We start from the raw sequence: 25,148 nt of genomic DNA, 5'->3' as shown, positions 1-25,148 counted from the left end.
GACAAGAGGGATCGTTGGAGAGAAAATCTCCAGCTGTTAAAAAGACTCAAATTATCTTGAAGGTTCTATCCGTGAGTATTTACTTACCCATTGCTGAAATGTCACTCAATATGCTGATCTTAATTGGTATGGGAGTCGTGGCTGGTTTTTTTTCAGGTCTTTTTGGTATTGGTGGTGGTTTTCTTATCACACCATTATTAATTTTTTATAATATTCCCCCTGCTATTGCTGTTGGAACAGGGGCTAACCAGATGATTGCATCATCGGTAACAGGGGCGATTACACATTTTAGAAGACGGACACTTGATATCAAACTTGGTATTCTTTTGGCACTTGGGGGAGGAGGGGGAGCGTTAATCGGGATTCAGATTTTTTCTGTTTTGAAAAAGTTAGGTCAATTAGATCTGATGATTTCGCTTCTTTATGTGATTCTTCTGGGAAGTATCGGGAGCTTGATGATTATTGAGAGTTGGTTTGATATGATGCGCAAGCGTAGGTTAGGAAAAGCCAATGTTCGTCTTGCAGGTCGACATAAACATAATTGGATTCATCGCTTACCGTTAAAAATGCGTTTTCGGACTTCTATGATATATGTCAGCATTATTCCAGTGTTAGGCATTGGTCTTATTGTGGGGTTATTGTCTTCTATTATGGGAATTGGTGGGGGGTTCTTTATGATCCCAGCATTAATTTACCTTTTGCGTGTTCCAACCAATGTGGTGATTGGAACTTCACTTTTTCAGATTACATTTGTATCTTCTTTTACGACAATTTTACAAAGTATGACTCATCAGTCCGTTGATATTGTCTTGGCTTTTTTATTAATGCTTGGAGGAAGTATTGGGGCGCAATATGGAACACGGGCTGGACGGAAGTTAAAAGCTGAACAATTGCGTATGGCACTGGCATTTTTGGTGTTGGTTGTGTGTATGCGTCTTGCTTTTCAGTTATTTGTACGCCCAGATAATCTTTTCTCTCTGGATATTTTGATGAGATGAAAATGAGTAGATTATTATCTTTATGCATCATGGCAGCTTGCTTTTGTTTTGTTTCTTTTCCTACATGGCCACATTTTGAGATGATTGGGGCATTTGTTGATAAAGTTAATCATGAAACTGTCCAAATTATCGTAACAACGAATACGATTACGGTGGATGCAAATTTTGCTGGTCGTGATCTTTATATTGCTGGTGTTTTAGAAAATATTGATCCCTTATATTCTCGACAAAACCGTTATGATGTTGTTGTAAGCTTAGAGGGACAAGGGCGGACAATGGTGATGCGGGAAAAAAAACGCAATGCCGGTGTATGGGTTAATGCAGATTCCCTTATTTTTAAAAAGGTTCCTCTTTTTTATTCTATGGTTACAACACGTGACATTGAGGATATTACAAGCATTGAAAATTATAAACGCTTGGGATTAGGGTTACCCTATTTGCCGTTACAGACGGACGGAAAAGATCAGAAAAAAATACAAGCTTTTCGCGATGAACTGGTGAAACTACAAAAAGCTAAAAGCCTTTACTATGAGGAAGTAGGCGGTGTTCGTTTTGGTTCTGATACACTTTTTACAGCACATTTTCGCTTGCCAGCCAATATCCCTGTTGGACATTATAAAGCTCGTGCTTATCTTTTTCGTGACGGACAGTTTATTGATAGTGCGACAACAACGCTTGAAATTGTTAAAGCACATATCGCTTATACAATTTTTTATGCTGCACACAAGTATCGTTTTCTCTATGGTGTTGTTGCGGTGATTATTGCTATTACCACCGGATTTTTATGTCGTTTGATTTTTCGAAAAGATTAGTTAAGAAAAATGTTTAAGGTGCTTATTTTCTATGAAGAATGCGCAAGATGAGAAAAATAGGCACAACAACAATGGCTCCCATTATGGTTATATGGAACAAGTTTGTCAGTGTTATAAACCCTGTTTTCCATAGAGATTGAAAAAAATTGACTATTTTTTTTATGAGATTTTGAGGTGTCCATCCCAAAAAATTCATTACGATGCCAATGAAAAATGAAAGGATGAGCAATTTTATACTAACTTTGCTTAATGTGCCTCCAAGAAACGTATGCAAAGAAGTGGACAATTTTTTCTTTTGGTTCATTTTAATATACTTTCGGATATTTTATTTTTTCGTTGTATCATTATAATATAGTGATGTTCTTATCATAAAGGATGAGCATTTTTTATTTTTGAGTTTATTCCTTAGTATTGATGTAATATCCGTTTTAACCTTTGAAATATTTTCGTATTCTATTGCATTTTTTGCGAAATTTTTTTTGTACTTCTTTTATTAGATAGAGCCATCTACGTTTCTTTATAAGAATTTGTAGAGAAATTTTGTAGCATTTCAATATTTCGCATCATAGTGAGCGTTCTTGTAGGTTAAAAACTTTTTTACGGAATTAATGATTGTTCTGTGTATAAAAATAATATTTTAAGACAATTTACTTAAAAAAAGACTATCTATTCTGATAAGGGTATGCTTATATAGAGATTATATTTTGATATTTCAACCTTAGTTCATTAAAATAATATTTTTTCTCAAAAATATCATTTCAATGAATAATGAATTGAGTATTGCTGAAGGGGCAAAGGTATTTAAAAGCAATGTTGAAAAAAGTTTTGTTTTATATGGGTGCATAAGCGAATGTTTGGAAGCCTATGCTTCTTTTGTTTTGAAATAAGATAGCATTAAAGACTGTCATTTTACGAGAATGATGAGAAAATTCACAATTCTTCTTGTAGAAGAGGGTGAGGTGGTTGAAGCTGGAAAATAGGTGAATTTTCCTGTTTTATTGTGATATCAAAATATTAAGCCTCCTCGTTCATGAAGGGACTTAAGCCAACAGGAGACGCGCTTTGATAGCATAAAATCTGATGCCATAAAAAACGCTAGAAAAAAAGAATAAATACCAAAAAAAGATAAACCCATCCAACAAAAGAGAGAAAACTTCTATCCTATAATTTTCAATAGCAGATATTGTAACATCGTCATTAGATTCTGTCATCAATTACACTATTGATTGTATATCAAAGTGTTTTTAAATGGATACTGAAAATTATAGCTTATAAGTGTGGCATAAATATGGCAATAGGTGTGGTTGGTAAGTGGTATTGCTTAAAAGTGTTAATCGTTTGTCTTTTGGAGCCTATGGTTCGCTTAATACTGTTATTTTTCACGTTTTGGTTGCGTGGGGAATTTATACAATAAACGTTAAAAGGAAAAGTCTATGAACTTGAAAAGAAAAATATTAAAAAGGTGCGGCTCTCTTGTTTCTGTTCTTATGGCACTGGGGATGGTTTCACAACAGGCTGAAGCAAAAACACCCGCCGATACGCTTGTCATGGCTTGGAATCTCGATGCAATCGGTACGTTTGATCCCGCGCAACTTAACGATGTTTATGGAAGTGAAATTGTTCGCAATGTTTGTGATACTTTGGTGAGTGGTGCGACAGATGATCCTGCTGAAATGGTTCCGATATTAGCAACGCATTGGGACGTTGCTGGAGATGATCATAGCACGGTGATTACCTTTCATTTGCGTGACGGTTTGAAGTTTAATGATGGCAGACCAGCCAATGCCAATGATCTTGTTTGGAGCATGAAGAGGATTGTTAAATTAAAAATGGCCAATGCAGCCATTTTTAATGAATATGGCATTGTAGAAAAAAATGTTGATGAGGCACTGCAAGCTCCGGATGAGAAAACAGTGGTGATGAAGTTTGAGAAACCTTATCCAGCAGAGCTCATTCTTAATAATATTGTGGCAAGTCCTGCGACTGCTTTGCTTGATCGTAAGACGATTATGAAACATGAAAAAAATGGTGATTTGGGCAATCAGTATTTGAAGGGTCATGCTGCTTGTGTGGGGCCTTATCAGTTAAAAAGTTGGCGTCCTGGAGAAGCTCTTGTGTTGCGTGCTAGTTCTCATTATTGGGGAGAGGCACCGAAGCTGAAGCAGATTCTCATTCGTCATGTTGCAGAACCTGGAACACAACGTTTGTTGTTGCAAAAGCACGATATTGATGTTGCACGTAATTTAACCCCTGAAGATCTGGAAGACTTGAAAAAAACGACAGATGTTAAAGTTGAAGAAATCTTAGAGCCAACAATGATGTATTGGGGATTTAATATGACAAATCCCATTTTTGCGAAGGAAAAAGTGCGTTTGGCCATGCACTATCTTATCGACTATGAAGGTCTTGGCAAGAAACTTCTCAAGGGGATTGGTATTCCGCGGTCAAGTTTTATTCCTCTTGGCAATTTTGGGGCGTTAGATGAAAAGGAAGGGCAACCCTTTAAACTTGATATTCAAAAAGCCAAGAAACTTTTAGCAGAGGCGGGTTATCCGAATGGATTTGAAGCCAATTTTCTTATCTCTAATACGCCTTATAATTTGTTGCTTGCTCAATCAATCCAGGATAGTGCTGCGCAGGCAGGGGTGCGTCTTAAAATTGAACGTGTGGCAGGGACGCAGTTGTTTTCAAAGGTAAATGCACGGGCTTTTGATACGACTTTTATCGGATGGAATAATGATTCTGCGGATCCACATACCATGGCTTCACGCCTTGTTTATAATCCAGATAATCGGTTTGAGGCGAAAAATACAGCTTATCCTAGTTGGCAGCATGGGTACTTTGATGAAGAGATGAATAAAAAAGTTGAAGAGGCATTGTTTCAAAAAGATCCGAAAAAGCGGGCGCAAATATATGCTGATTTACAACGCGAATTGATGCAAAAGGGTCCTTATGCCTTTATTTATCAGAGATATGATGTTGTTGCGATGACGCCGAGTGTTAAAAAGTGGGTTTGGAATAGTGCACCCCATATTTTTTATAGTAAAATTGAAAAATAAGTGTGTCTATAATGCTGTCAAATACATAAAAAGCTTGTCATGATCTATTCGGCGTTTTGCATAAATTTTCGAGTTTTGCAAGACGTCGAAGATCGTAATTAATTCGTATTGTTAAATATTTTTGACATAACTCATTGAACGGTGATGTTTCATTTTCACGAAAGATGTATTTGCGTGGATGTGGAGATTGAACATAGTCCTTGCAGTGAAAGGTTATCAATTTATTGGCAAAAAAAATCAGTGCAACAAAAAATCAGTGCAACATATGTGGCATAATGTAGTCGCGCTGAAGATGCAAAGACTTTGCAATATGGAAAAAGGTTTTGTTTATACGCGGAAATATCAGTTTTTTATGAGGCGCATATTTCCTTTTGCTTCTGAAAGGTGATGAGAGGCAGATGGAAGATGTGTTTCAGGGAGAAGCAAAAAATTCAACTTTTCTTTTGAACGAAGGAATAAAAGTTGTTGTACGTGGCAAGTTGCCGAATTTTCCTGTGTTATCAAAACGTCAAATTATAATGAAGGCTTTTGGGCCAATAGAGGGGAATGCTTTAATGATATTAAAGAATGCAAAAGAAAGCAGAGATAAGTTTGCCAACAAAACAAAGACGAAAACTTTGTTGGGAGTCTTCAATGGTGAGATGTTAGGACACCATGAAGAGAAGATGCGATGAAGTTGTTTTGTGATGGGTGATTATTTATCACATTGTTTTCTCTTATGTTTTTTTTGTTATCCTAGAGGTGTTTATGGGCAAAAGAGACTGGTTGGCAAGAGGGAAATTGAAGGTTTTAAAACTGTGTTTTTAGGATCTCATGGTTTGTTTAATTTTATTATTAAGCAAGTTCGTGTTGCGTGAGGAAATTATATAATAAACGTTAAAAGGAAAAGTCTATGAACTTTAAGAAAAATATATTGAAAAGGAGCAGTTCTTTTATTTCTGCTCTTATGGCATTGGGGATGTTTGTACAACAAGTTTCAGCAACAACACCGGCTGATACGCTTGTGATGGCTTTAAATCTTGATGCAATAGATACGTTTGATCCTGCGCAGATCAATGAACGTCATGCCAATGAAATTATTAGCAATATTTGTGATAATCTGGTTGATTCCGCGAAAAATGATGCTGCTAAAGTCGTTCCTTCTTTGGCAAAAAGTTGGGATATTTCAGATGATGGCCAGGGGACAGTCATTACTTTTCATTTGCGTGATGGTTTGAAATTTGATGATGGTCGTCCTGCTGGTGCTCATGATCTTGTTTGGAGTATGAAGCGGATTGTTAAGTTAAAATTGTCTGCAGCGGCAATGTTTAACGAATATGGAATTACTGAAGAAAATGTTGATTCTACTCTTCAATCCCCCGATGATAAGACAGTGGTGATGAAATTTGATAAGCTTTATCCAGCACAGCTTATCCTTAGTCATATGGCTTCTGTTCGTCTTGCTGCTTTACTTGATCGTGAAACCATTATGAAACACGAACAAGATGGTGATATGGGAAATCGCTATTTGGCAAGTCACGCTGCTTGTGTTGGTCCTTATCAATTAGTGAACTGGCGTTCTGGAGAGGCAATTTTGTTGCGTGCAAGTTCCCATTACTGGGGAGAGCCAGCAAAATTAAAGCAAATTCTTATTCGCCATATTGCTGAGCCTGGAACACAACGTTTGTTGTTGGAAAAACACGATATCGATGTTGCGCGTAATTTGATGCCAGAAGATATCAAAGATCTCCAAGAAACAACAGATATTAAGGTTGAAAAAGTATTGGCACCCTCTGTGATCATGTGGGGTTTCAATGTGACAAATCCTATTTTTGCCAATGAAAAAGTGCGTTTGGCCATGCGCTATCTTATCGATTACGATACTCTTGGAAAAACGCTTCTTAAAGATGTTGGTATTCCACGGGCAAGCTTTATTCCTCTTGGTAATCTTGGGGCTCTGGATGAAAAAGAAGGGCAACCCTTTAAACTTGATTTAAAAAAAGCCAAGCAGCTTTTAACAGAAGCAGGCTATCCAGATGGTTTTGAGGCTAATATTTTGGCAGGAAAATCTCCTTATCCTTTTGCGTTGCCTATTGCTCAGTCTATCCAAGACAATGCAAAAAAAATAGGTGTGCGCTTTAATATCGAACATTTTGTCGGGACACAGTTGTTTTCAAAACTTTATGCACGGAATTTTGATACAATTTTTATGGGATGGAATAACGATTCTGCCGATCCGCATACCATGGCTTCACGTCTTGTTTTCAATCCGGATAATCGGTTTGAGGCTAAAAATACAGGCTATGCTAGTTGGTGCCATGGCTATTTTGATGAAGATATGAATCAAAAGGTTCAGGATGCATTGTTTGAAAAAGACCCCAAAAAACGGTCAAAAATGTATGCTGATTTGCAGCGTGATTTTATGCAAAAAGGACCTTTTGCTTTTGTTTATCAGACATATAGTATTATCGCGATGACACCTGATGTCAAAAAATGGGTGTGGAATAGTGCACCCCGTATTTTTTATAATGACATTGAAAAATAAGCATGTTTTCAACTGTTGTTATATACAACAATGAATATGATGATGATATCTTCGGTGTTTTGCATAAGGCTTAAAAGCTTTGCAAAATATCGAAGTTTATCGGTCAAATGCATTATAAAATAATGCGGAAGATACTGCCGTTTAACGTAGGGTCTATCTGTATCGATGAAATTTACATAGGTAGATATTAAGATTGGAGATTTCCATCTTAAGTGAAGTAAAAAAACTTAAGTGAAGTAAAAAATAATGAATTTGTTTGTTAAAGAAACGAGCACACTGAATATAAGCAGAGTTTAGTATTTTATAGAAAAAGCGGGGAACCTTAAAATGTGCTGTTGAGAAAAAATGAATTATATGTAGGTGCGTTGGGGGAATATGAGGTTGTTGTGGAGCTGATGCTTCAAATGATACCAGCTTTCCTTAAAAAATGATAAAATGTTGGAGATTATCCTCTGTATAGGTTCATATGGAAATGCTCAAATTTCTATATGAGGAGGGAGGGGAGTGTCCATTGTTGGGAATGATGCTTATAAGGATTGGCAAAATATCAAAGGGGCTTTGAAGGCTTTTAAAGCAACGGAAATTTGTGTTCTCAAGACTCTTTTTAGAAAATCGTAAAAAGACTTTTAAAGCAGAAGTTTTGTTTGATGCGATCAAGGAAGTTCTCTGGTTTGTATGTTCAAAGTTTCAGGTGTGCTGACATTACAAATGGGCGCTGTCATTTGTGCGATCACGCATTGTTTAGCAGATTTCCGTGTTTAGCAGATCTTTGTTGTCTGTTTTGCTTTAGCTGACAAGTACTGCTTAAAGGGGGTTGTTTCTGCTGCTTGAAGGCTTTGCTATTTTATCTTTAGGAGATGTCTTTCCCAAGTCTGATCTTTTTATTTTTGCGCGCTCCTATGGCCAAGGGAAATTTATACAATAAACTTTAAAGGAAAAGTCTATGAACTTTAAGAAAAATATATTGAAAAGGAGCCGTTTTTTTGTTTCTGCTCTTATGACATTGGGGATATTTGTGCAACAGGTTGAAGCAAAAACACCGGCCGATACGCTTGTGATGGCTTGGGATCTTGATGCAATCAGTAATTTTGATCCTGCACAGCTCAATGATCGGTATGGCGCTGAAATTGTTGTCAATGTTTGTGATAATTTGGTTGATACTGCCAAAGATGATGGCGCTAAAGTTGTTCCTTCTTTGGCAAAGAGTTGGGATGTTGTAAGCGACGACCAGAGTACGGTGATTACTTTTCATTTGCGTGATGATTTGAAATTTAATGATGGTCGGCCTGCCGGTGCTCATGATCTTGTTTGGGGGATGAGACGGGTTGTCAAATTGAAGCTGTCTAATGCGGCAACTTTTAATGAATATGGCATCACAGAACAAAATGTTGATGAGGCTTTTCAAGCACCCGATGATAAGACAGTGGTGATGAAATTTGATAAACCTTATCCAGCAGAGCTTATTTTGAGCAATATTTCCACTAATCGTACTGTTGCTTTGCTTGATCGTGAGACACTGATGAAACACGAAAAAGATGGTGATATGGGAAATCGCTATTTGGCCAGTCACGCTGCTTGTGTTGGTCCTTATCAGTTAGAAAGTTGGCGTCCTGGAGAAGGGATTTTATTGCGTGCAAGTTCCCATTATTGGGGAAAGGCACCAAAATTGAAGAAGATCCTTATTCGTCATATTGCTGAGCCTGGAACACAGCGTTTGTTGTTGGAAAAACACGATATTGATGTGGCACGTAATTTAACGCCAGAGAATATAGCAGACCTGAAAGCAACAACAGATATTAAGGTTGAAAAAATATTGGCTCCCTCTCTGATCGTATGGGGCTTCAATGTGACAAATCCTATTTTTGCCAATGAAAAAGTGCGTTTGGCCATGCGCTATCTTATCGATTATGATGCTTTGGGAAAAACGCTTCTTAAAGATGTTGGTATTCCACGGGCAAGCTTTATTCCTCTTGGCAATTTTGGGGCTTTGGATGAAAAAGAAGGACAACCTTTTAAACTTGATTTAAAAAAAGCCAAGCAGCTTTTAATAGAAGCAGGTTATCCCGATGGTTTTGAGGCTAATATTTTTGCAGGAAAATCTCCTTATCCTTTTGCGTTGCCTATTGCTCAGTCTATCCAAGATAATGCAAAAAAAATAGGTGTGCGTTTTAAAATTGAGCATTTTATCGGGACACAGTTGTTTTCAAAACTTTATGCACGGGGGTTTGATACAATTTTTATCGGATGGAATAATTCTTCTGCCGATCCCCATACCATGGCTGCACGTTTTATTTTAAATCCGGATAATCGGTTTGAGGCTAAAAACACAGGCTATCCTAGTTGGTGCCATGGTTATTTTGATGAAGATATGAATAAGAAGGTAAGGGAAGCCCTCTTTCAAAAAAATCCACAGAAACGAGCACAAATGTATGCTGATTTACAACGTGATTTTATGCAAAAAGGCCCTTATGCTTTTATCTATCAGACATATAATATTGTCGCGATGACACCTGATGTCAAAAAATGGGTGTGGAATAGTGCACCCCGTATTTTTTATGCGGACATTGAAAAATAATTTTTATTTGTAAAGCATAAAAAACATCGTCATGATATCTTCGACGTTTTGTATAGATTTTAACATTTTGCAAGACGTCGAAGATTGTAAATTAAGAGAGGGATATGTTGTTTCACGTCTTATCAAGATCGTCCATCTTAAGAGAGATTTTTCATTCTCATTCAAAGCGGTATTTTGTGGGGTGAAGATTTCAATTTCTCTGAATTGAAAAGGGATCAATTTATTTGCTGAAAAGATTAGTGCAACATATGTCACATAATTGAACTTTTCTAAAGGCACAAAGATTTTGCAATGTTGTAAGAAAAGTTTTGTTATGGGGGGATACGAGGAATATCAGGTTTTTATGCTGCCCATATTTTCTTTTACTTTGAAAGCTGCTACGGTGCATATTTGAAGCCATTATTTTGCGGGGAGGAGGTTATTTTATGGTAAGCAATGAAAAGATTTGAAATCCCTTTTTGAAAGGGATAGAAGTTGCGCAACTTGGTGGGGTGACGAAATTTTCTACTTTATCGAAACATCAAATGATTATGAAGACTGTTTGTTATTAAGCGCTTGAGCCCACAGGGAGCATGCTTTGACGATATTTAAAAAATGTAAAAGACGTTAAAAGAGAAAAATACGGGAAGAAAGAAGAGATACGTTTGCTCAACAAGAGAGAAGAAATCTTGGTTTTATCGTCTTTAAATGGTGGGTTATATCATTAATAGGCTCTCTTATGGGGGATCATCCATTGTCTATAATCATCCATTGTCTATTGGAATGTTTGTCTGGCGGAGCGTTTTCCTGTGTAGGTTTGGGGGTATCCTATAGGTGAACAGGTGTACAAGGACAAAAGGATAATGAGTAAGGGGTAAAAGTGCTCATCATGTTTATCTTGCAGAGCCTATGGCGCGTCTAATCTCATTATTTTACGTGATTTTGTTGTGTGGGGAAATACAATAAACATTAAGAGGAAAAACTTATGAGCTTGAAGAAAAAAATATTAAAAGGGAGCAGCTGTCTTGTTTCTGTTCTTATGGCACTGGGAATGGTTGCACAACAGGTTGAAGCCAAAACACCGGCAAATACGCTTGTCATGGCTTGGAATCTTGATGCAATCAGTACGCTTGATCCGGCGCAAAGCAATGATATTTATGCCAATGAGATTATTGAAAATGTTTGTGATAGTTTGGTCACTACTTCGACAAATGATCCAGCAAAAGTCGTTCCGGTATTAGCTACGCATTGGGATGTTTCAGGCGATGATCACAGTACGGTGATTACCTTTCATTTGCGTGACGGTTTAAAGTTTAATGATGGCAGACCCGCTAACGCCCATGATCTTGTTTGGGGCATGAAGCGGGTTGTTAAATTAAAGATGGCCAGCGCGGCAACTTTTAATGAATATGGAATTGTGGAAAAAAATATTGATGAGGCGCTGCAAGCTCCGGATGATAAAACAGTCGTCATAAAATTTGATAAGCCTTATCCAGCGGGGCTTATTCTTAATAATGTTATTGCAAATCACGTAACAGCTTTGCTTGATCGTAAGACGATTATGAAACATGAAAAAAATGGCGATTTAGGCAATCTGTATTTGAAGAGTCATGCTGCTTGTGTTGGTCCTTATCAGTTAAAAAGTTGGCGTCCTGGAGAAGCTCTTTTGTTGCGTGCTAGTTCCCATTATTGGGGAGAGGCACCGAAGCTGAAGCAGATTCTTATTCGTCATGTTGCAGAGCCTGGAACACAACGTTTGTTATTGGAAAAGCACGATATTGATGTTGCGCGTAATTTGACCCCTGAAGATCTGGCAGACTTGAAAAAAACAACAGATGTTAAAGTTGAAAAGGTGTTGGTGCCAACCATGATGTATTGGGGATTTAATATGACAAATCCCATTTTTGCAAAGGAAAAAGTACGCTTGGCGATGCGTTATCTCATAGACTATGAAGGTTTTGGCAAGAAACTTCTCAAAGGGATAGGTATTCCACGGGCAAGTTTTATTCCTCTTGGCAACTTTGGGGCTTTGGATGAAAAGGAAGGGCAACCCTTTAAACTTGATATTCAAAAAGCCAAAAAACTTTTAGCAGAGGCGGGTTATCCAAATGGATTTGAAGCTAATTTTCTCGTTTCCAATACGCCTTATACTTTAGCTCTTGCTCAATCGCTCCAAGACAGTGCTGCGCAGGCTGGGGTGCATCTAAAAATTGAACGTGTGGCAGGGACGCAATTGTTTTCAAAAGTGGCTGCTCGGGCTTTTGATACGACTTTTATCGGCTGGAGTAGCGGGTCTACAGATCCGCATACCATGGCTTCACGCCTTGTTTATAATCCAGATAATCGATTTGAGGCGAAAAATACAGCCTATCCTAGTTGGAAGAGTGGGTATTTTGATGAAGAGATGAATAAAAAGGTTGAAGAGGCATTGTTTCAAAAAGATCCGAAAAAGCGGGCACAGCTTTATGCTGACTTACAACGCGAATTGATGCAAAGCGGCCCTTATGCCTTTATTTATCAGAAATATGATGTTGTTGCGATGACGCCGGATGTCAAAAAGTGGGTTTGGAATAGTGCGCCCCGTGTTTTTTATAGTAAAATTGAAAAATAAAAAAAGATCAAATTTATAAAACATAAAAAAGCATGATCACGATATATTTGACGTATTGCAAAGCATCAAAGCAATTTGCAATACGTTGAATTTTATCGCTGATCGATTGTTCTTGTTTTGTAGAAAATTTTAATTTTAAGACATTCTCTTTAGAAAGAGTTTCTATTCTTATGCAAGCTGTATTTGGATAAAAGCTGTGTTTGTATAGATGTTAAGATTGAATGTTTCAACTGTCGTTGGTACTTTTTATATTTTATAAGCGAGAAGAATGCTTTATAAATTTCCATGAAATGGTTTTAGGTATTATTGATAATTCTCATAATTGCTTTAAAGCTAAGAGGTATCCGATTTGGTGTTATGGGTATTGAGATAAAATATACATCAAAAGGTTAAAGATTCAGAGTTTTTAAAGGCTTCACAGAAACGGATGTAGTGAGTTCAAAAATGGTGAGTTTGTTTGATGAAAAAACAGTTGCAACAAATGTCGCAGAATTTACTGTTTCAGAAATAGCGGGGGCTTTAAAGCGCGTTGTTGAAGAGAAGTTTGGGTATGTACGGGTGCGTGGTGAGATCTCAGGGTATCGTGGGGCCCATGCTTCGGGGCATGCTTACTTTGCTTTAAAAGATGACAAGGCACGGCTGGAGGCTGTTATTTGGCGTGGGGTCATGGACAAGCTTAAATTTCCTCCTGAAGAAGGGATGGAAGTCGTTGCTGTCGGAAAACTAACAACGTATCCAGGGTCATCGAAATATCAAATTGTCATTGAGGCTCTTGAACCAACAGGAGTTGGTGCTTTGATGACTCTGCTTGAAAACCGTAAGAAAAAGTTTGCAGAAGAAGGCTTATTTGATGAGACAAAGAAAAAGCCTTTGCCTTATATGCCTCGCGTTATAGGTGTTGTAACATCACCAACGGGCGCTGTTATTCGGGATATTATTCATCGTATATCTGACCGTTTTCCGTTACATATTTTGGTTTGGCCTGTCCGTGTTCAGGGGGAAACAAGTGGGAGTGAAGTGGCTGCTGCTGTTGAAGGTTTTAATGCTCTTGACGCAGGAGGACACATTCCAAAACCAGATCTGCTTATTGTTGCACGGGGAGGGGGAAGTTTAGAAGATTTGTGGGGGTTTAATGATGAAGCTGTTGTTCGTGCTGTTTATGCTTCTAAGCTCCCAGTTATTTCTGCCGTTGGGCATGAAACAGACTGGACTTTGATTGATTATGTCGCTGATTGGCGTGCTCCAACCCCTACAGGAGCGGCAGAAAAGGCTGTTCCTGTCAAGCTTGATCTTGAAGTAAGTGTTGCATCCCTTGGGGCACGTTTGCGTAAAGGATTTGCACGTTCTTTTGATTTTCATCAACAAAAGTTGCGTGCTGCCAGACGAGGGCTTCCCACTGTCGACCAACTTTTTGCACTACCGCGGCGTGGTTTTGATGAAATTTCAAGTCGATTACAGCGTGCTCTTTGTGTGAGCTACGATAAAAAACGTTTTTCTTTTCATGCTCTTCAGCTCCGTCTTTCGCCACGTTTGTTAAATAGTGAAAAAGCACAACGCCATACAGAAGAATATACGGCGCGTCTTCAGCGTGCTTTTGTGCGCAGTGTGGAAAGACAACGCGCGGCATTAGAGTTGGCATGCAGGCTTTTAAAAAGCACTTCTTATCAGAATATTTTAGAGCGTGGTTTTGTTTTGGCTTTAGGGCAAGATCAGAAGCCCATTAAACGGCTAGCGCAGTTGCCTGAAAATGGACAAGTAAATTTACGCTTTTTTGATGGGGATATCACTGTTGCAACAAAAGAGTCTGTTTCTGCAAAACATTCAAAACACAAAAAAATAAAGTCACCAAGCGATGACCAAGGAACTCTCTTTTAATAGGGTGAATTTAATGCTGGCAGAAGGGCTTCTTAAGGGGGGGGATGGAAAAGTTCGTTGCGCATGGGCTGGAACGGATCCTCTTTATTGTGCTTATCATGATAACGAATGGGGTAAACCTGTTTTTGAGGATATTCCTTTGTTTGAAAAAATTTCTCTTGAAGGTTTTCAAGCGGGGCTTTCTTGGTTGACGATTTTAAAAAAACGCCCTTCTTTTCGCATTGCATTTGATGATTTTGATTTTGAAAAGATTGCTCATTATGATGCGCTAAAGGTGCAAATGTTGATGCAGAATAAAGGAATTGTGCGTCATCAAGGGAAAATTCGTTCAGTGCTTAATAATGCACTCAGAGCACAGGAAATTATAACAGAGTGGGGAAGTTTGTCTCACTATTTTTGGTCTTTTAAACCACCACAATCGGAGCGTTATGAAAAGATAGATTTTCAAACACTATCAGCTCATCCTACAACCCCTGCCTCTCTTCGTCTTTCTAAAGATTTAAAAAAACGCGGATGGACATTTGTTGGTCCCACGATTTGTTATGCTTTTATGCAGTCTATCGGGATTGTCAATGATCATCTTGAAGGGTGTTTTTGTCGATAAATTGGCAAATTTTCTCTTATCAAGGGCAATGATCAAGAGAATAATAATTGAATGATATAAATGTACAGATAACACTGCGACATAAGATATCTGAATGATATAAATGATACCATAATGATGATTTTCTCTACTGTTGCTGGAAATCAAAATGATAAAATAAAGTATAATTTTGAGGATGAAAAAACAGATGTAAAAATAAAAAAGAGTGATATCTTGAGTTTTTATGTATCTGGCGTTAGATAATGATGATATTTTATTGGTCAAACAGGATATTACCTAGTTGCTAATTCATGTGCTTTCTTAAAAAATATAATGTTTTCATTTAGCAATAGGGCTTATGAATGCTATAACGATGAAGTTATTGCACACCACTTTCGTGTGCTTATGAAGGAATGTGTCTGCACCATTCCATATTCTGCATCCCTCCATGTTGTGCACACGTTTGGTATTTGAAATGGCTTAGAAGAGATATTTGCATTTTTGTTAATGACATTGTTATAAGCCGATCGTTATAATGAAGTCATCAATATTTTATTCATGTTTATTGATGAATGCAAAGTCGTTTTTAGCTGGGGTGTTACTGTTGCATTGTCGTATTTTGCTTTGATTGTATGAGGATTGATTTATTTGCGTGGTGATTGATTGTCCAAGACTTGCTTAGGCACTCTAAAACAAAACGCAATAATGAAAAATTGATGTTAAATAACTTAAGCTTCTTGTGTTAGGTTTTATTATCTGATAAGTTTTCCCTATTAGAGAGGAGTTTTGCTGCGTGTAAGCAGCAGTTTTGGGGAGGATACTTAAGCTCAATCGCACTTGTATCCACTGCATTGCTTCGTTGAATCTCTGTATTGGGCTGTTGCAAACGAAGGTTTTGTGACGGTGTGTTGCTTTTTATTCTATTTTTGTTACGGAAAAGCAATTACGGAAAAGCAATAAAGTATACTAAAGTTTAGAAGGATTTATATTCGTTATGTTTTTGGGAAAAATCATCTCATGAATTTTGTTTTTATCAATGAGGGAGACTATTTTAATGGATCTTCTTTTGTTACAAGTTTTATTGTAAGCTTTATCTCTCAGAAGATAAAATTTGGAAGAAGTAGTTTTCTCATTATTCATTTTTCTTTGTTAAGGCGTTTAGCCTTTTTGGTAGGAAAAATTTTGATACTTAATGTTCAAAAGCTTAAGCAGATTTTTGTAAGAGGAAGAGTTTTAGAGAAGATATTTTCTTAATATTTTTCTATCGTTTTAATACAGTTTTGATCATGGCGTAAAGATGTCTGGTATCTTGAAAATGAGTATCTAAGGGGGAAATGACTTTTAAAGTTTACGTATTTTATTTTTAAATACAACTTAAAGAAATAGAAAAGGAATAAAAATAGTGCGTTCATAAAACTTTGCGCAATGTCATAAAATTTTATGCAATGATTGTCTTTTTAAAAGATTACTGTTTTTTGGAGGGACTTACAAGGTTTATCATTTGATGATGAATGGAATGGGGGGCAGATAAAGCGCGGGGTTGATATAAAGCACCTAATATAAAGTACATTGTCGTGTGCAAAGAGTGATTATGAAAAAAGGTAATATTAGTTGGTACCATATATTGGCATGTTTACTATGGTTTGATTGAGACAATCAGTCAATGGACTTATAAAGTGGGATGGGAATTTATAAAGTTGATGAAATTAAAAATAAGATGACTGTGTATAGGTGATGAGAACGTCTTTGTTTCATTTTTATAATCACAAGTTTGTTCTTTATGATTATAAATTTACCTGTCATTTTGGTGTCATTCATTGATAACAATATTGATAAAAATAGAGGGGAAAGTTTATGAACTTGAAAAGAAAAATCTTAAAAAGGAGCAGTAGCCTTGTTTCTGTTCTTATGGCACTGGGAATGGTGACACAACAGGTTGAAGCAAAAACACCGGCGAATACGCTTGTCATGGCTTGGAATCTTGATGCAATCAGTACGTTTGATCCCGCGCAAATTAGCGATGTTTATGGAAGTGAAATTATTTACAATGTCTGTGATAATTTGGTTAGCACAGCGACAGATGATCCAGCAAAAATCGTTCCAGCATTAGCAACGCATTGGGATGTTTCAGGGGATGATCATAGCACAGTGATTACCTTTCATTTGCGTGATGGTTTGAAGTTTAATGATGGCAGATTAGCCAACGCCCATGATCTTGTTTGGGGCATGAAGCGGATTGTCAAATTAAAGATGGCGAATGCGGCCATTTTTAATGAATATGGCATTGTAGAAAAAAATGTTGATGAGGCGCTGCAAGCTCCGGATAAGAAAACGGTGGTGATGAAGTTTGAGAAACCTTATCCAGCAGAGCTCATTCTTAATAATATTGTGGCAAGTCGTGCGACCGCTTTGCTTGATCGTAAGACGATTATGAAACATGAAAAAAATGGTGATTTGGGCAATCATTATTTGAAGGCTCATGCTGCGTGTGTTGGCCCTTATCAGTTAAAAAGCTGGCGTCCTGGAGAGGCTATTTTGTTGCGTGCTAGTTCCCATTATTGGGGAGAGGCACCGAAGCTGAAACAGATTCTCATTCGCCATGTTGCAGAGCCTGGAACACAACGTTTGTTGTTGCAAAAGCACGATATTGATGTTGCACGTAACTTGACCCCTGAAGATCTGACAGACTTGAAAAAAACAACAAATGTTAAAACTGAAGAAGTCCTCGTGCCAACAATGATGTATTGGGCATTTAATATGACAAATCCCATTTTTGCGAAGGAAAAAGTGCGTTTGGCCATGCACTATCTTATAGATTATGAAGGACTTGGCAAAAAACTTCTCAAAGGGATTGGTATTCCGCGGTCAAGTTTTATTCCTATTGGCAATTTTGGGGCTTTAGATGAAAAAGAAGGGCAACCCTTTAAATTTAATGTTCAAAAAGCCAAGAAACTTTTAGCAGAGGCGGGTTATCCGAATGGATTTGAAGTCAATTTTTTGGTCTCCAATACGCCTTATGCTTTGTTGATTGCTCAATCAATCCAGGATAGTGCTGCGCAGGCAGGAGTGCATCTTAAAATTGAACGTATGGCTGGGACGCAGTTATTTTCAAAGGTAAATGCACGGGCTTTTGATACAGCTTTTATCGGATGGAATAATGATTCTGCCGATCCACATACCATGGCTTCACGCCTTGTTTATAATCCGGATAATCGGTTTGAGGCTCGAAATACAGCTTATCCTAGTTGGAAGAGTGGGTATTTTGATGAAGAGATGAATAAAAAGGTTGAAGAGGCATTGTTTCAAAAAGATCCGAAAAAGCGGGCACAGCTTTATGCTGATTTACAACGTGAGTTTATGCAAAAAGGTCCTTATGCTTTTATTTTTCAGAAATATGATGTTGTTGCGATGACGCCGGATGTCAAAAAATGGGTTTGGAATAGTGCTCCCCGTGTTTTCTATAGTAAAATTGAAAAATAAGTATGTCTATAATGCTGTCTAGGCAAAAAGAGTTTGATCATAATTACGTGATGCAAATATTCTCCTGTGTAAAAGCTTTTCAGTTTTTTTAAAAGAATGCATTTGTGTGGGGCCGTATATGATTGAAGCTGTTGATAGATGGGATAGGTATATTCGGAGGAGGAATCTTTGTTTAAGGTCATATGAATTCTTAGTATTCTAAGTAATAGACTGCTGTATGAGAGAAGTATTTTTAGATGTTTGGTTTGGTTAAATAAAGTTGATGTTTGATACTATGCTGTTTAAAAGATAAAAGAGCAAAATCACAATTATGTTGTGTGAAGAGGTACAAGAATACAACAGGAAGCGATAAAATGGGGAAAAAAGAATGTTGAAAAGAATTTGTATTTTATTAAGTACAATAGGCTTTTTAAATAGCGCTATAGCATCAGCATTTAGTGCTTCATCTAAAGATGTATTGGTGATGGCATGGAATATTGATTCAATTAGTGGATTTGATCCAGCACAAACCGTTGAGGTTGTGACGAGTGAGTTATTGACAAATATTTGCAGTGCGCTTGTGCAGTATGATGAGCATGATCCTACAAAAATTCGTCCTGCTATGGCAAAATCTTGGGACGTTTTAGATAATGGCAAAAGAATAGTTTTTCATCTTCGTGATGATTTGAAATTTGATGATGGAAGGGTAGCAACAGCGCAAGATCTGGCATGGTCAATGCGACGGATTATTAAATTAGGATTGAGTTATGCTCAATCTTTAATGGATTATGGATTTAGCAAAGATAATGCCGAAACAAATATTCAGGCTCTTGATGATAAAACTTTACAATTAAAATTAGACAAACCTTATCCTACTCAGCTGATATTGACTGTTATTGGACAGTCTTATGCTTCTGCTCTGCTTGATCGGAAAACACTTGAAGCGCAGAGTATTAACGGGGATATGGGGAATAAGTATTTAGCGACACATTCGGCTTGTGTTGGACCTTATAAATTGGCAAGCTGGTCTCCAGGGGATAAAGTTGTGTTAGAGGCTACACAGCATTATTGGGGGAATGTTCCTAAAATTAAGCATATTGTTGTACAGCATGTAGGAGATTCAGCAAGTCAAAGACTTCTTTTGGAAAAAGGTGATGTCGATATAGCGCGGGATCTTTCTTCCGAGGATATTTTAGATATTGAAAAAAAAGGCGGTCCGATCAAAATTAGTCGTGTTTTGCGCCCGCAGATTATTTATTTATCACTGAACAATAAAAATAAAATTTTTGCGAATGAAAAGGTCAGATTGGCTCTTCGTTATTTGGTTGATTATGAAGGTCTTGGAAAAACTGTTTTGAAGGGGATTGCTATTCCTCGGGCAACTTATATGTCCTTGGGTGTTCCGGGGGCTTTGGATGAAAAAGAAGGTTTGCCTTTTAAGTTAGATTTGAAAAAAGCAAAACAGTTGATTACACAGGCTGGTTATCCTAACGGTTTTAAGGCTAATCTTTTAGTTGGAAGTCTTAGTTATATGTCCTCTGTTGCGCAGTCTATTCAAGCCAATGCACACAAAATCGGTGTTGAGCTGACACTTGAAAAAATGGCTCAAAATCAATTATTGGGCCGTGTGCGTGGTGGAAATTATGATACTGCCCTTATGGGGTGGGGGAGTGCTGACCCTGATGGACATCCTGCTTCATTAAATCACGTGTTTAATCCTGATCCAACCTTTACAAAAAAACACAATATGTATTTGGCTTGGCGCGCTGGATATTATGATGAAAATATTAATAAAATGGTGATGGATGCTTTGTTTGAGCAAGATCCTAATAAGCGCATTATGCAATATCGTACTTTACAACATTATGTGCTAGAGCATGGTCCTATGGTTTATTTATTTCAGACATATTATACCGTTGGCATGGGACCTGATGTCAAAAAATGGGTTTGGAACACTTACAGACTTTATTACAATGAAGCAGAAAAATAAAAAAAGAGGCATGTTATAGAGAAGGATTTTAGAACATGCTTAATAAGAGGTTGTTTCGTTATATAAAAAGAGGTATTTGCTTTATGTTTTATCGCTACAGAGGGGATTTTTATAATGGTTTTGTCGCTTTCAGAGACTGAAAGAGCCGTATCAGAAAAACAAAAAAGATTATTTGTATGGGATTTTTTGTTCAAAGGATTAAAGCTGCTTATTTCAGTTTTTATCACATTGCTTGGGTTGGTGACGATTACTTTTTTTCTTGGTCATCTACTTCCTCTCGATCCAGTTCTGTCTATTCTTGGTGATAATATTAGTCAGGAAGCTTATGATGCCATGTATTATAAGCTGGGTCTTGATAAGCCGTTGATTGTTCAGTATTGGAAGTATCTTCAGAATGTATTTTTATTTGACTTTGGAGATGCTTTAACATCTGGGCGTCCTGTTTTAGCTGATATTATGCGCGTGTTTCCTGCAACGTTAGAGCTTGCAACTGTTGCTATTGTTATTGGCACAACTCTTGGAATTCCCTTTGGTGTTTTTGCCGCAATGTATCGCGATTCATTTATTGATTATGTTGTCCGTGTTTTTACACTTTTGAGTTATTCTACGCCGACATTTTGGCTTGGGCTTATGGCGTTGTTAATATTTTACGCCAAGCTTAATTGGGTCGGTGGTCCAGGGCGACTTGATTTTCTTTATGAATATTCTTTTGAACCCAAAACAGGATTTTTTCTTTGGGATACCGCAACTCAAGGACAGTGGGAGGCTTTTGGCAATGTCTTTAGTCACATTATTATGCCTGCTTTGATCTTAGCTTTTGGTGCGATGGCTTATATTAGTCGGATGACTCGTGGGTTTATGATTGAACAGCTCAATCAGGAATATATCATTACGGCACGTGTAAAGGGATTATCGTGGGCGCGGACGGTTTGGGGGCATGCCTTTCGCAATGCTGCTGTTCAAGTTATTACCGTTGTTGCACTTTCTTATGCTTTTTTATTAGAAGGGGCTGTTTTGACAGAGACCGTTTTTGCTTGGCCTGGTTTTGGACATTATTTGACAAATGCTCTTCTCGCTGGAGATATGAATGCCGTTGTCGGGTGTACTTTACTTGTAGGCTTTATCTTTGTTGCCATTAATTTATTTTCTGATTTGCTTTATCGCATTTTTGATCCAAGGACACGTTGAATATGACAGCTCGTAATCATCAAAAATCACAATCATCATCTTCTTTGGGTTCTTGGTTAAATGATCCTGTTCCACGGTCCATCATTCAAGCGAACCTACAAAGAGTTTATCACGCGCTGGTTAAGTTTTTTCATAACTTCTCGGCTGTATTTGGTCTGCTTATTATTTGTATCATTATCATATGTGCACTTTTTGCGCCTTGGATTGCTACGCATGATTTTCTTAGCAATGATCTGGGTCATCGGTTGCAGCCCCCCTCTATGGCGCATTATTTTGGGACCGATGAATTAGGACGTGATATTTTTAGTCGTCTTGTTTTTGGTTCTCGGATTACTCTTTATGTTGTTTTTCTTACAACAATTATTGTCGGTCCAATAGGGCTTATTGTTGGGACTGTCTCTGGTTATATGGGGGGATGGGTTGATACTGTGCTCATGCGCATTGTCGATATTTTTCTTGCTTTTCCAGGTTTGATTTTAGCTCTCGCCTTTTCAGCCGCATTGGGTCCTGGGATTGAAAATGCTTCTATTGCAATTTCAATTGCAGCATGGCCACCAATCGCACGTTTAGCGCGTGCTGAGACTTTGACGATACGTTCTTCTGATTATGTTTCTGTCGTTCGCTTGCAAGGGGCTTCTGCTTGGAGAATTATTTTGTTTCATGTTGCTCCCATGTGTATTCCTTCAGTGATTGTACGATTAACTTTAGATATGTCTGGAATTATTTTAACAGCTGCTGGTCTTGGATTTTTGGGGTTGGGAGCGCAACTTCCAAGTCCTGAGTGGGGAGCGATGCTTTCCTCAGGACGGGAATTTATGATGACAAATTGGTGGTTGGCGGCAATACCAGGCTGTGCAATATTATTTGCAAGCCTTGCTTTCAATCTTTTAGGTGATGGTCTTCGTGATGTATTGGATCCGCGCAATGGGTAATAAATTATTAGAAGTAGAAGATTTACGTATTTCTTTTCCGACAACACGTGGACTTTCAGAAGTTGTGCGCGGTGTTAGCTTTTCTGTCGGAAAAGAAAAAATTGGAATTGTTGGTGAATCCGGATCTGGAAAGTCGATGACTGGGCGTGCAATACTGAAGCTTAGTCCAAAATCAGCCATTGTTAAAGCAAAAAAAATGCGCTTTGAAGATGTCGATTTATTGACGGCCAGTGAACCTCAGATGCGAAAAATCCGAGGGAAACGTATTTCAATGATTTTACAGGACCCCAAATATTCACTTAATCCCTTAATAAGGATTGGGGAACAGATTATGGAGGCTTACCGTATTCATTACCGAGTTTCAAAAGCTGAAGCACGGGAGAGAACCATCTCTATGTTGGAATCTGTTCATATTCGTAATCCTGAACGTGTGATGCGTCTCTTCCCGCATGAAATATCTGGGGGGATGGGACAGCGTGTGATGATTGCAATGATGCTTATTCCAAAACCGGATTTAATCATTGCTGATGAGCCAACATCTGCACTTGATATTACGGTTAGACGACAAGTTTTATCTGTATTAGATGAACTTGTAACAAAGTCTGGAACCGGACTTATTTTCATTAGTCATGATTTGAATATGATTGCTGATTTTTGTGATCGTATCTTGGTGATGTATGCGGGCCGTGTGTTGGAAGAGCTGCCTGCTTCTGATTTGTCTCATGCTTGTCATCCTTATACGAAGGCTCTGCTCGCAAGTTTGCCACGGCTTGATAATCCTGTTGATGTTTTGGCTGTTCCTGAGCGTGATCCTGATTGGTTATATAATCCTACGATTGTTAATGGTGTTGAGGAGGTTTCTCCATGACAAATTATGAGAATATTATTGATGTGTCTAATTTATCTGTAACTTTTGGGCATAGGCACAAGGCTGTAACCGTTGTTAAAAATGTTAATTTTCATATTAAGCGTGGTGAAGCTTATGGGTTGATTGGTGAGTCTGGATGTGGAAAATCAACTATTTTGAATACATTGGTAGGGCTTATTCCAGACTATAGTGGAACGTTCCTTTTTGATGGAAAAGAAGTTGAAAAAAAAAGAAGTAAGGATTTTTTACGCTGTGTTCAAATGGTTTTTCAAGATCCTTATGCTTCGCTTCATCCCAGAAAAATGGTCCATACGGTTCTTTCTGAATCTCTCAAAATCCATGGTATGGATAATCAAAAAGAAAAAGTGGAGGATGCTTTAGATGCCGTTGGCTTGGATTCTTCATTTCTTTATCGTTATCCTCATGAGTTGTCTGGAGGGCAGCGTCAACGTATTGCTCTTGCACGGGCTTTAATTATTGAGCCAGAGGTTTTGTTGCTTGATGAACCAACATCTGCATTGGATGTATCCGTACAAGCTGAAATTTTAAACTTATTGAAATCATTGCGTGCGAGAAAAAAGCTTACTTATTTGATGGTATCCCATGATCTTGCTGTTGTTGCACATATTTGTGAACGTGTTGGCATTATGTATAAAGGAATTATTCTTGAAGAGCTTAGCAATGATGAATTGCGTAATCTACATGCGCAACATGATTATACAAAGGCGTTTTTTGAAGCAAGTATTGATCCTATCGCTCATAGAGAAGAAAGAGTGTGATTGATTTTACAGAAGAAAAAGTGCATTTTAAATTTCTGGAAATGTTCCATAATACCATTGAAAGCTAGAGGGTATTGTCGGATTTTTTAGTCATGAATTTGCTGAATAGTGTTTGAGCTATGATATTTTCAATCCTATTAGAGCCTCTTAGAAGGACAGTTGTGAAATATACGAGTGACTTGTAACATCTATCCTTTGTCTGATCGTGTTATCCTGTTTTTGTGCCTATAATTTTATGTTTAGAGGTTTTATTTTGGTTTTTTTTAGCATTAAATTTGTAAAAAATAACAGAAGATAATAATGCTGTATATTCCGGAAAAGCTTCTCTTTATTTTGTAACATCCGTTTTATTTTTAGTTAGGCTCTTTTTTACAGTTTTTGGTATTTTTTTATTGAAAAGTGCAAAGCTTTATTTTTAAAAAAAGAAGAAATTTTTTATAAAACTTTTCTAATGGTCAATAGCTGTCTTCAAATATTTTTCTATTTTTAAGGCGCTTAAAAATTCATTTCTATTATATTGACTTTGATCGTTTTTCCGTCGTTCTATTTTCTTTTAGTGAGATGAACTGGATATGAGAGGATGAACTTTTGCAAAATTGTTTACCTAAAATGGTACAGGGATGTTTCAATGAAATCTTACAGATGAGGTAATAACTTCGTTGATTGAAAGAATAGGGAATATCAACAGAGCAAGGGTGCGAAGAAAGAGCTTTTTATTATTTTTTTTAAATACTGTTATCTTTCTATTGTCTCAAAATGCACTTTTATGAGAAATTGTACTTTTATTAAAAGGTTGCGGATTTCATTATTTGGGGCTTTTGACATATTTTAGATAAAAATACCTGACATTTTTCTTGAGAAAAAGGGCAGGGGATTTTATGAAGCAAGATTTATCAATAAAATCTGCTGGATATAG

Annotated in this window: 16 protein-coding genes; 15 read left to right on the top strand and 1 reads right to left on the bottom strand. The window is 37.5% G+C overall.

Annotated elements, in window-relative coordinates; all coding sequences use genetic code 11:
• The first annotated feature begins 71 nt into the window (after positions 1-71).
• Positions 72-998: a sulfite exporter TauE/SafE family protein gene (locus tag AC6ER9_RS01145; protein WP_497074638.1), complete on the top strand. Its 927-nt coding sequence runs from the start codon at positions 72-74 to the stop codon at positions 996-998.
• 2 nt (positions 999-1,000) lie between these two features.
• The gene (locus AC6ER9_RS01140; RefSeq protein WP_497074637.1) at positions 1,001-1,810 is read left to right on the top strand and encodes a TIGR02186 family protein; all 810 of its coding nucleotides are present in this window, start codon (positions 1,001-1,003) and stop codon (positions 1,808-1,810) included.
• A 22-nt stretch (positions 1,811-1,832) separates the two neighbouring features.
• Here the strand turns inward: AC6ER9_RS01140 and AC6ER9_RS01135 are convergent, their stop codons facing one another.
• Positions 1,833-2,114: a DUF6460 domain-containing protein gene (locus AC6ER9_RS01135; RefSeq protein WP_497074636.1), complete on the bottom strand. Its 282-nt coding sequence runs from the start codon at positions 2,112-2,114 to the stop codon at positions 1,833-1,835.
• A gap of 1,129 nt (positions 2,115-3,243) precedes the next feature.
• Between AC6ER9_RS01135 and AC6ER9_RS01130 the strand changes: the two genes are divergently transcribed.
• The 13 genes from AC6ER9_RS01130 to AC6ER9_RS01070 all read left to right on the top strand — a co-directional run bounded on the left by AC6ER9_RS01130 (position 3,244) and on the right by AC6ER9_RS01070 (position 24,232).
• Complete coding sequence (locus AC6ER9_RS01130) at positions 3,244-4,869, top strand: ABC transporter substrate-binding protein (protein ID WP_497074635.1); 1,626 nt, start codon at positions 3,244-3,246, stop codon at positions 4,867-4,869.
• Between the two features lie 398 nt (positions 4,870-5,267).
• Positions 5,268-5,543, top strand: a complete 276-nt coding sequence (locus AC6ER9_RS01125) for a hypothetical protein (RefSeq protein WP_497074634.1) — start codon at positions 5,268-5,270, stop codon at positions 5,541-5,543.
• A gap of 218 nt (positions 5,544-5,761) precedes the next feature.
• A complete protein-coding gene (locus AC6ER9_RS01120; RefSeq protein WP_497074633.1) occupies positions 5,762-7,393 on the top strand; it encodes an ABC transporter substrate-binding protein in 1,632 nt (543 codons plus the stop codon).
• Positions 7,394-8,336: 943 nt separating this feature from the next.
• Entirely contained in the window at positions 8,337-9,968 is a 1,632-nt protein-coding gene (locus tag AC6ER9_RS01115) for an ABC transporter substrate-binding protein (protein ID WP_497074632.1), read from the top strand.
• Positions 9,969-10,932: 964 nt separating this feature from the next.
• Positions 10,933-12,558: an ABC transporter substrate-binding protein gene (locus AC6ER9_RS01110; protein ID WP_497074631.1), complete on the top strand. Its 1,626-nt coding sequence runs from the start codon at positions 10,933-10,935 to the stop codon at positions 12,556-12,558.
• A 447-nt stretch (positions 12,559-13,005) separates the two neighbouring features.
• Positions 13,006-14,433, top strand: a complete 1,428-nt coding sequence (gene xseA / locus AC6ER9_RS01105; protein WP_497075249.1) for an exodeoxyribonuclease VII large subunit — start codon at positions 13,006-13,008, stop codon at positions 14,431-14,433.
• Positions 14,411-15,037, top strand: a complete 627-nt coding sequence (locus AC6ER9_RS01100) for a DNA-3-methyladenine glycosylase I (protein ID WP_497074630.1) — start codon at positions 14,411-14,413, stop codon at positions 15,035-15,037. Before xseA ends, AC6ER9_RS01100 begins: the two co-directional genes overlap by 23 nt.
• A gap of 1,833 nt (positions 15,038-16,870) precedes the next feature.
• On the top strand, positions 16,871-18,496 hold the full coding sequence (locus tag AC6ER9_RS01095; RefSeq protein WP_497074629.1) for an ABC transporter substrate-binding protein: 1,626 nt from the start codon (positions 16,871-16,873) through the stop codon (positions 18,494-18,496).
• A 367-nt stretch (positions 18,497-18,863) separates the two neighbouring features.
• Entirely contained in the window at positions 18,864-20,465 is a 1,602-nt protein-coding gene (locus AC6ER9_RS01090) for an ABC transporter substrate-binding protein (protein ID WP_497074628.1), read from the top strand.
• 114 nt (positions 20,466-20,579) lie between these two features.
• A complete protein-coding gene (locus AC6ER9_RS01085) occupies positions 20,580-21,653 on the top strand; it encodes an ABC transporter permease (RefSeq protein WP_497074627.1) in 1,074 nt (357 codons plus the stop codon).
• 2 nt (positions 21,654-21,655) lie between these two features.
• A complete protein-coding gene (locus tag AC6ER9_RS01080; RefSeq protein ID WP_497074626.1) occupies positions 21,656-22,585 on the top strand; it encodes an ABC transporter permease in 930 nt (309 codons plus the stop codon).
• Positions 22,578-23,453, top strand: coding sequence for an ABC transporter ATP-binding protein (locus AC6ER9_RS01075; RefSeq protein ID WP_497074625.1), 876 nt, complete (start codon positions 22,578-22,580; stop codon positions 23,451-23,453). Before AC6ER9_RS01080 ends, AC6ER9_RS01075 begins: the two co-directional genes overlap by 8 nt.
• On the top strand, positions 23,450-24,232 hold the full coding sequence (locus AC6ER9_RS01070; RefSeq protein WP_497074624.1) for an ABC transporter ATP-binding protein: 783 nt from the start codon (positions 23,450-23,452) through the stop codon (positions 24,230-24,232). Before AC6ER9_RS01075 ends, AC6ER9_RS01070 begins: the two co-directional genes overlap by 4 nt.
• Positions 24,233-25,148 lie beyond the last annotated feature (916 nt).

The sequence above is a fragment of the Bartonella sp. SL317 genome, assembly GCF_059687655.1.
Note: the sequence above shows the minus strand (reverse complement) of the source record. Positions and strands in the feature narration are given on the sequence as shown.

What these genes read in the sequence shown, in the direction of transcription:
- AC6ER9_RS01140 (WP_497074637.1), top strand. Translation starts at nt 1,001, where the DNA reads ATGAGTAGATTATTATCTTTATGCATCATGGCAGCTTGCTTTTGTTTT.
- AC6ER9_RS01135 (WP_497074636.1), bottom strand. Translation starts at nt 2,114, where the DNA reads ATGAACCAAAAGAAAAAATTGTCCACTTCTTTGCATACGTTTCTTGGA.
- AC6ER9_RS01130 (WP_497074635.1), top strand. Translation starts at nt 3,244, where the DNA reads ATGAACTTGAAAAGAAAAATATTAAAAAGGTGCGGCTCTCTTGTTTCT.
- AC6ER9_RS01125 (WP_497074634.1), top strand. Translation starts at nt 5,268, where the DNA reads ATGGAAGATGTGTTTCAGGGAGAAGCAAAAAATTCAACTTTTCTTTTG.
- AC6ER9_RS01120 (WP_497074633.1), top strand. Translation starts at nt 5,762, where the DNA reads ATGAACTTTAAGAAAAATATATTGAAAAGGAGCAGTTCTTTTATTTCT.
- AC6ER9_RS01115 (WP_497074632.1), top strand. Translation starts at nt 8,337, where the DNA reads ATGAACTTTAAGAAAAATATATTGAAAAGGAGCCGTTTTTTTGTTTCT.
- AC6ER9_RS01110 (WP_497074631.1), top strand. Translation starts at nt 10,933, where the DNA reads ATGAGCTTGAAGAAAAAAATATTAAAAGGGAGCAGCTGTCTTGTTTCT.
- AC6ER9_RS01100 (WP_497074630.1), top strand. Translation starts at nt 14,411, where the DNA reads ATGACCAAGGAACTCTCTTTTAATAGGGTGAATTTAATGCTGGCAGAA.
- AC6ER9_RS01095 (WP_497074629.1), top strand. Translation starts at nt 16,871, where the DNA reads ATGAACTTGAAAAGAAAAATCTTAAAAAGGAGCAGTAGCCTTGTTTCT.
- AC6ER9_RS01090 (WP_497074628.1), top strand. Translation starts at nt 18,864, where the DNA reads ATGTTGAAAAGAATTTGTATTTTATTAAGTACAATAGGCTTTTTAAAT.
- AC6ER9_RS01085 (WP_497074627.1), top strand. Translation starts at nt 20,580, where the DNA reads ATGGTTTTGTCGCTTTCAGAGACTGAAAGAGCCGTATCAGAAAAACAA.
- AC6ER9_RS01080 (WP_497074626.1), top strand. Translation starts at nt 21,656, where the DNA reads ATGACAGCTCGTAATCATCAAAAATCACAATCATCATCTTCTTTGGGT.
- AC6ER9_RS01075 (WP_497074625.1), top strand. Translation starts at nt 22,578, where the DNA reads ATGGGTAATAAATTATTAGAAGTAGAAGATTTACGTATTTCTTTTCCG.
- AC6ER9_RS01070 (WP_497074624.1), top strand. Translation starts at nt 23,450, where the DNA reads ATGACAAATTATGAGAATATTATTGATGTGTCTAATTTATCTGTAACT.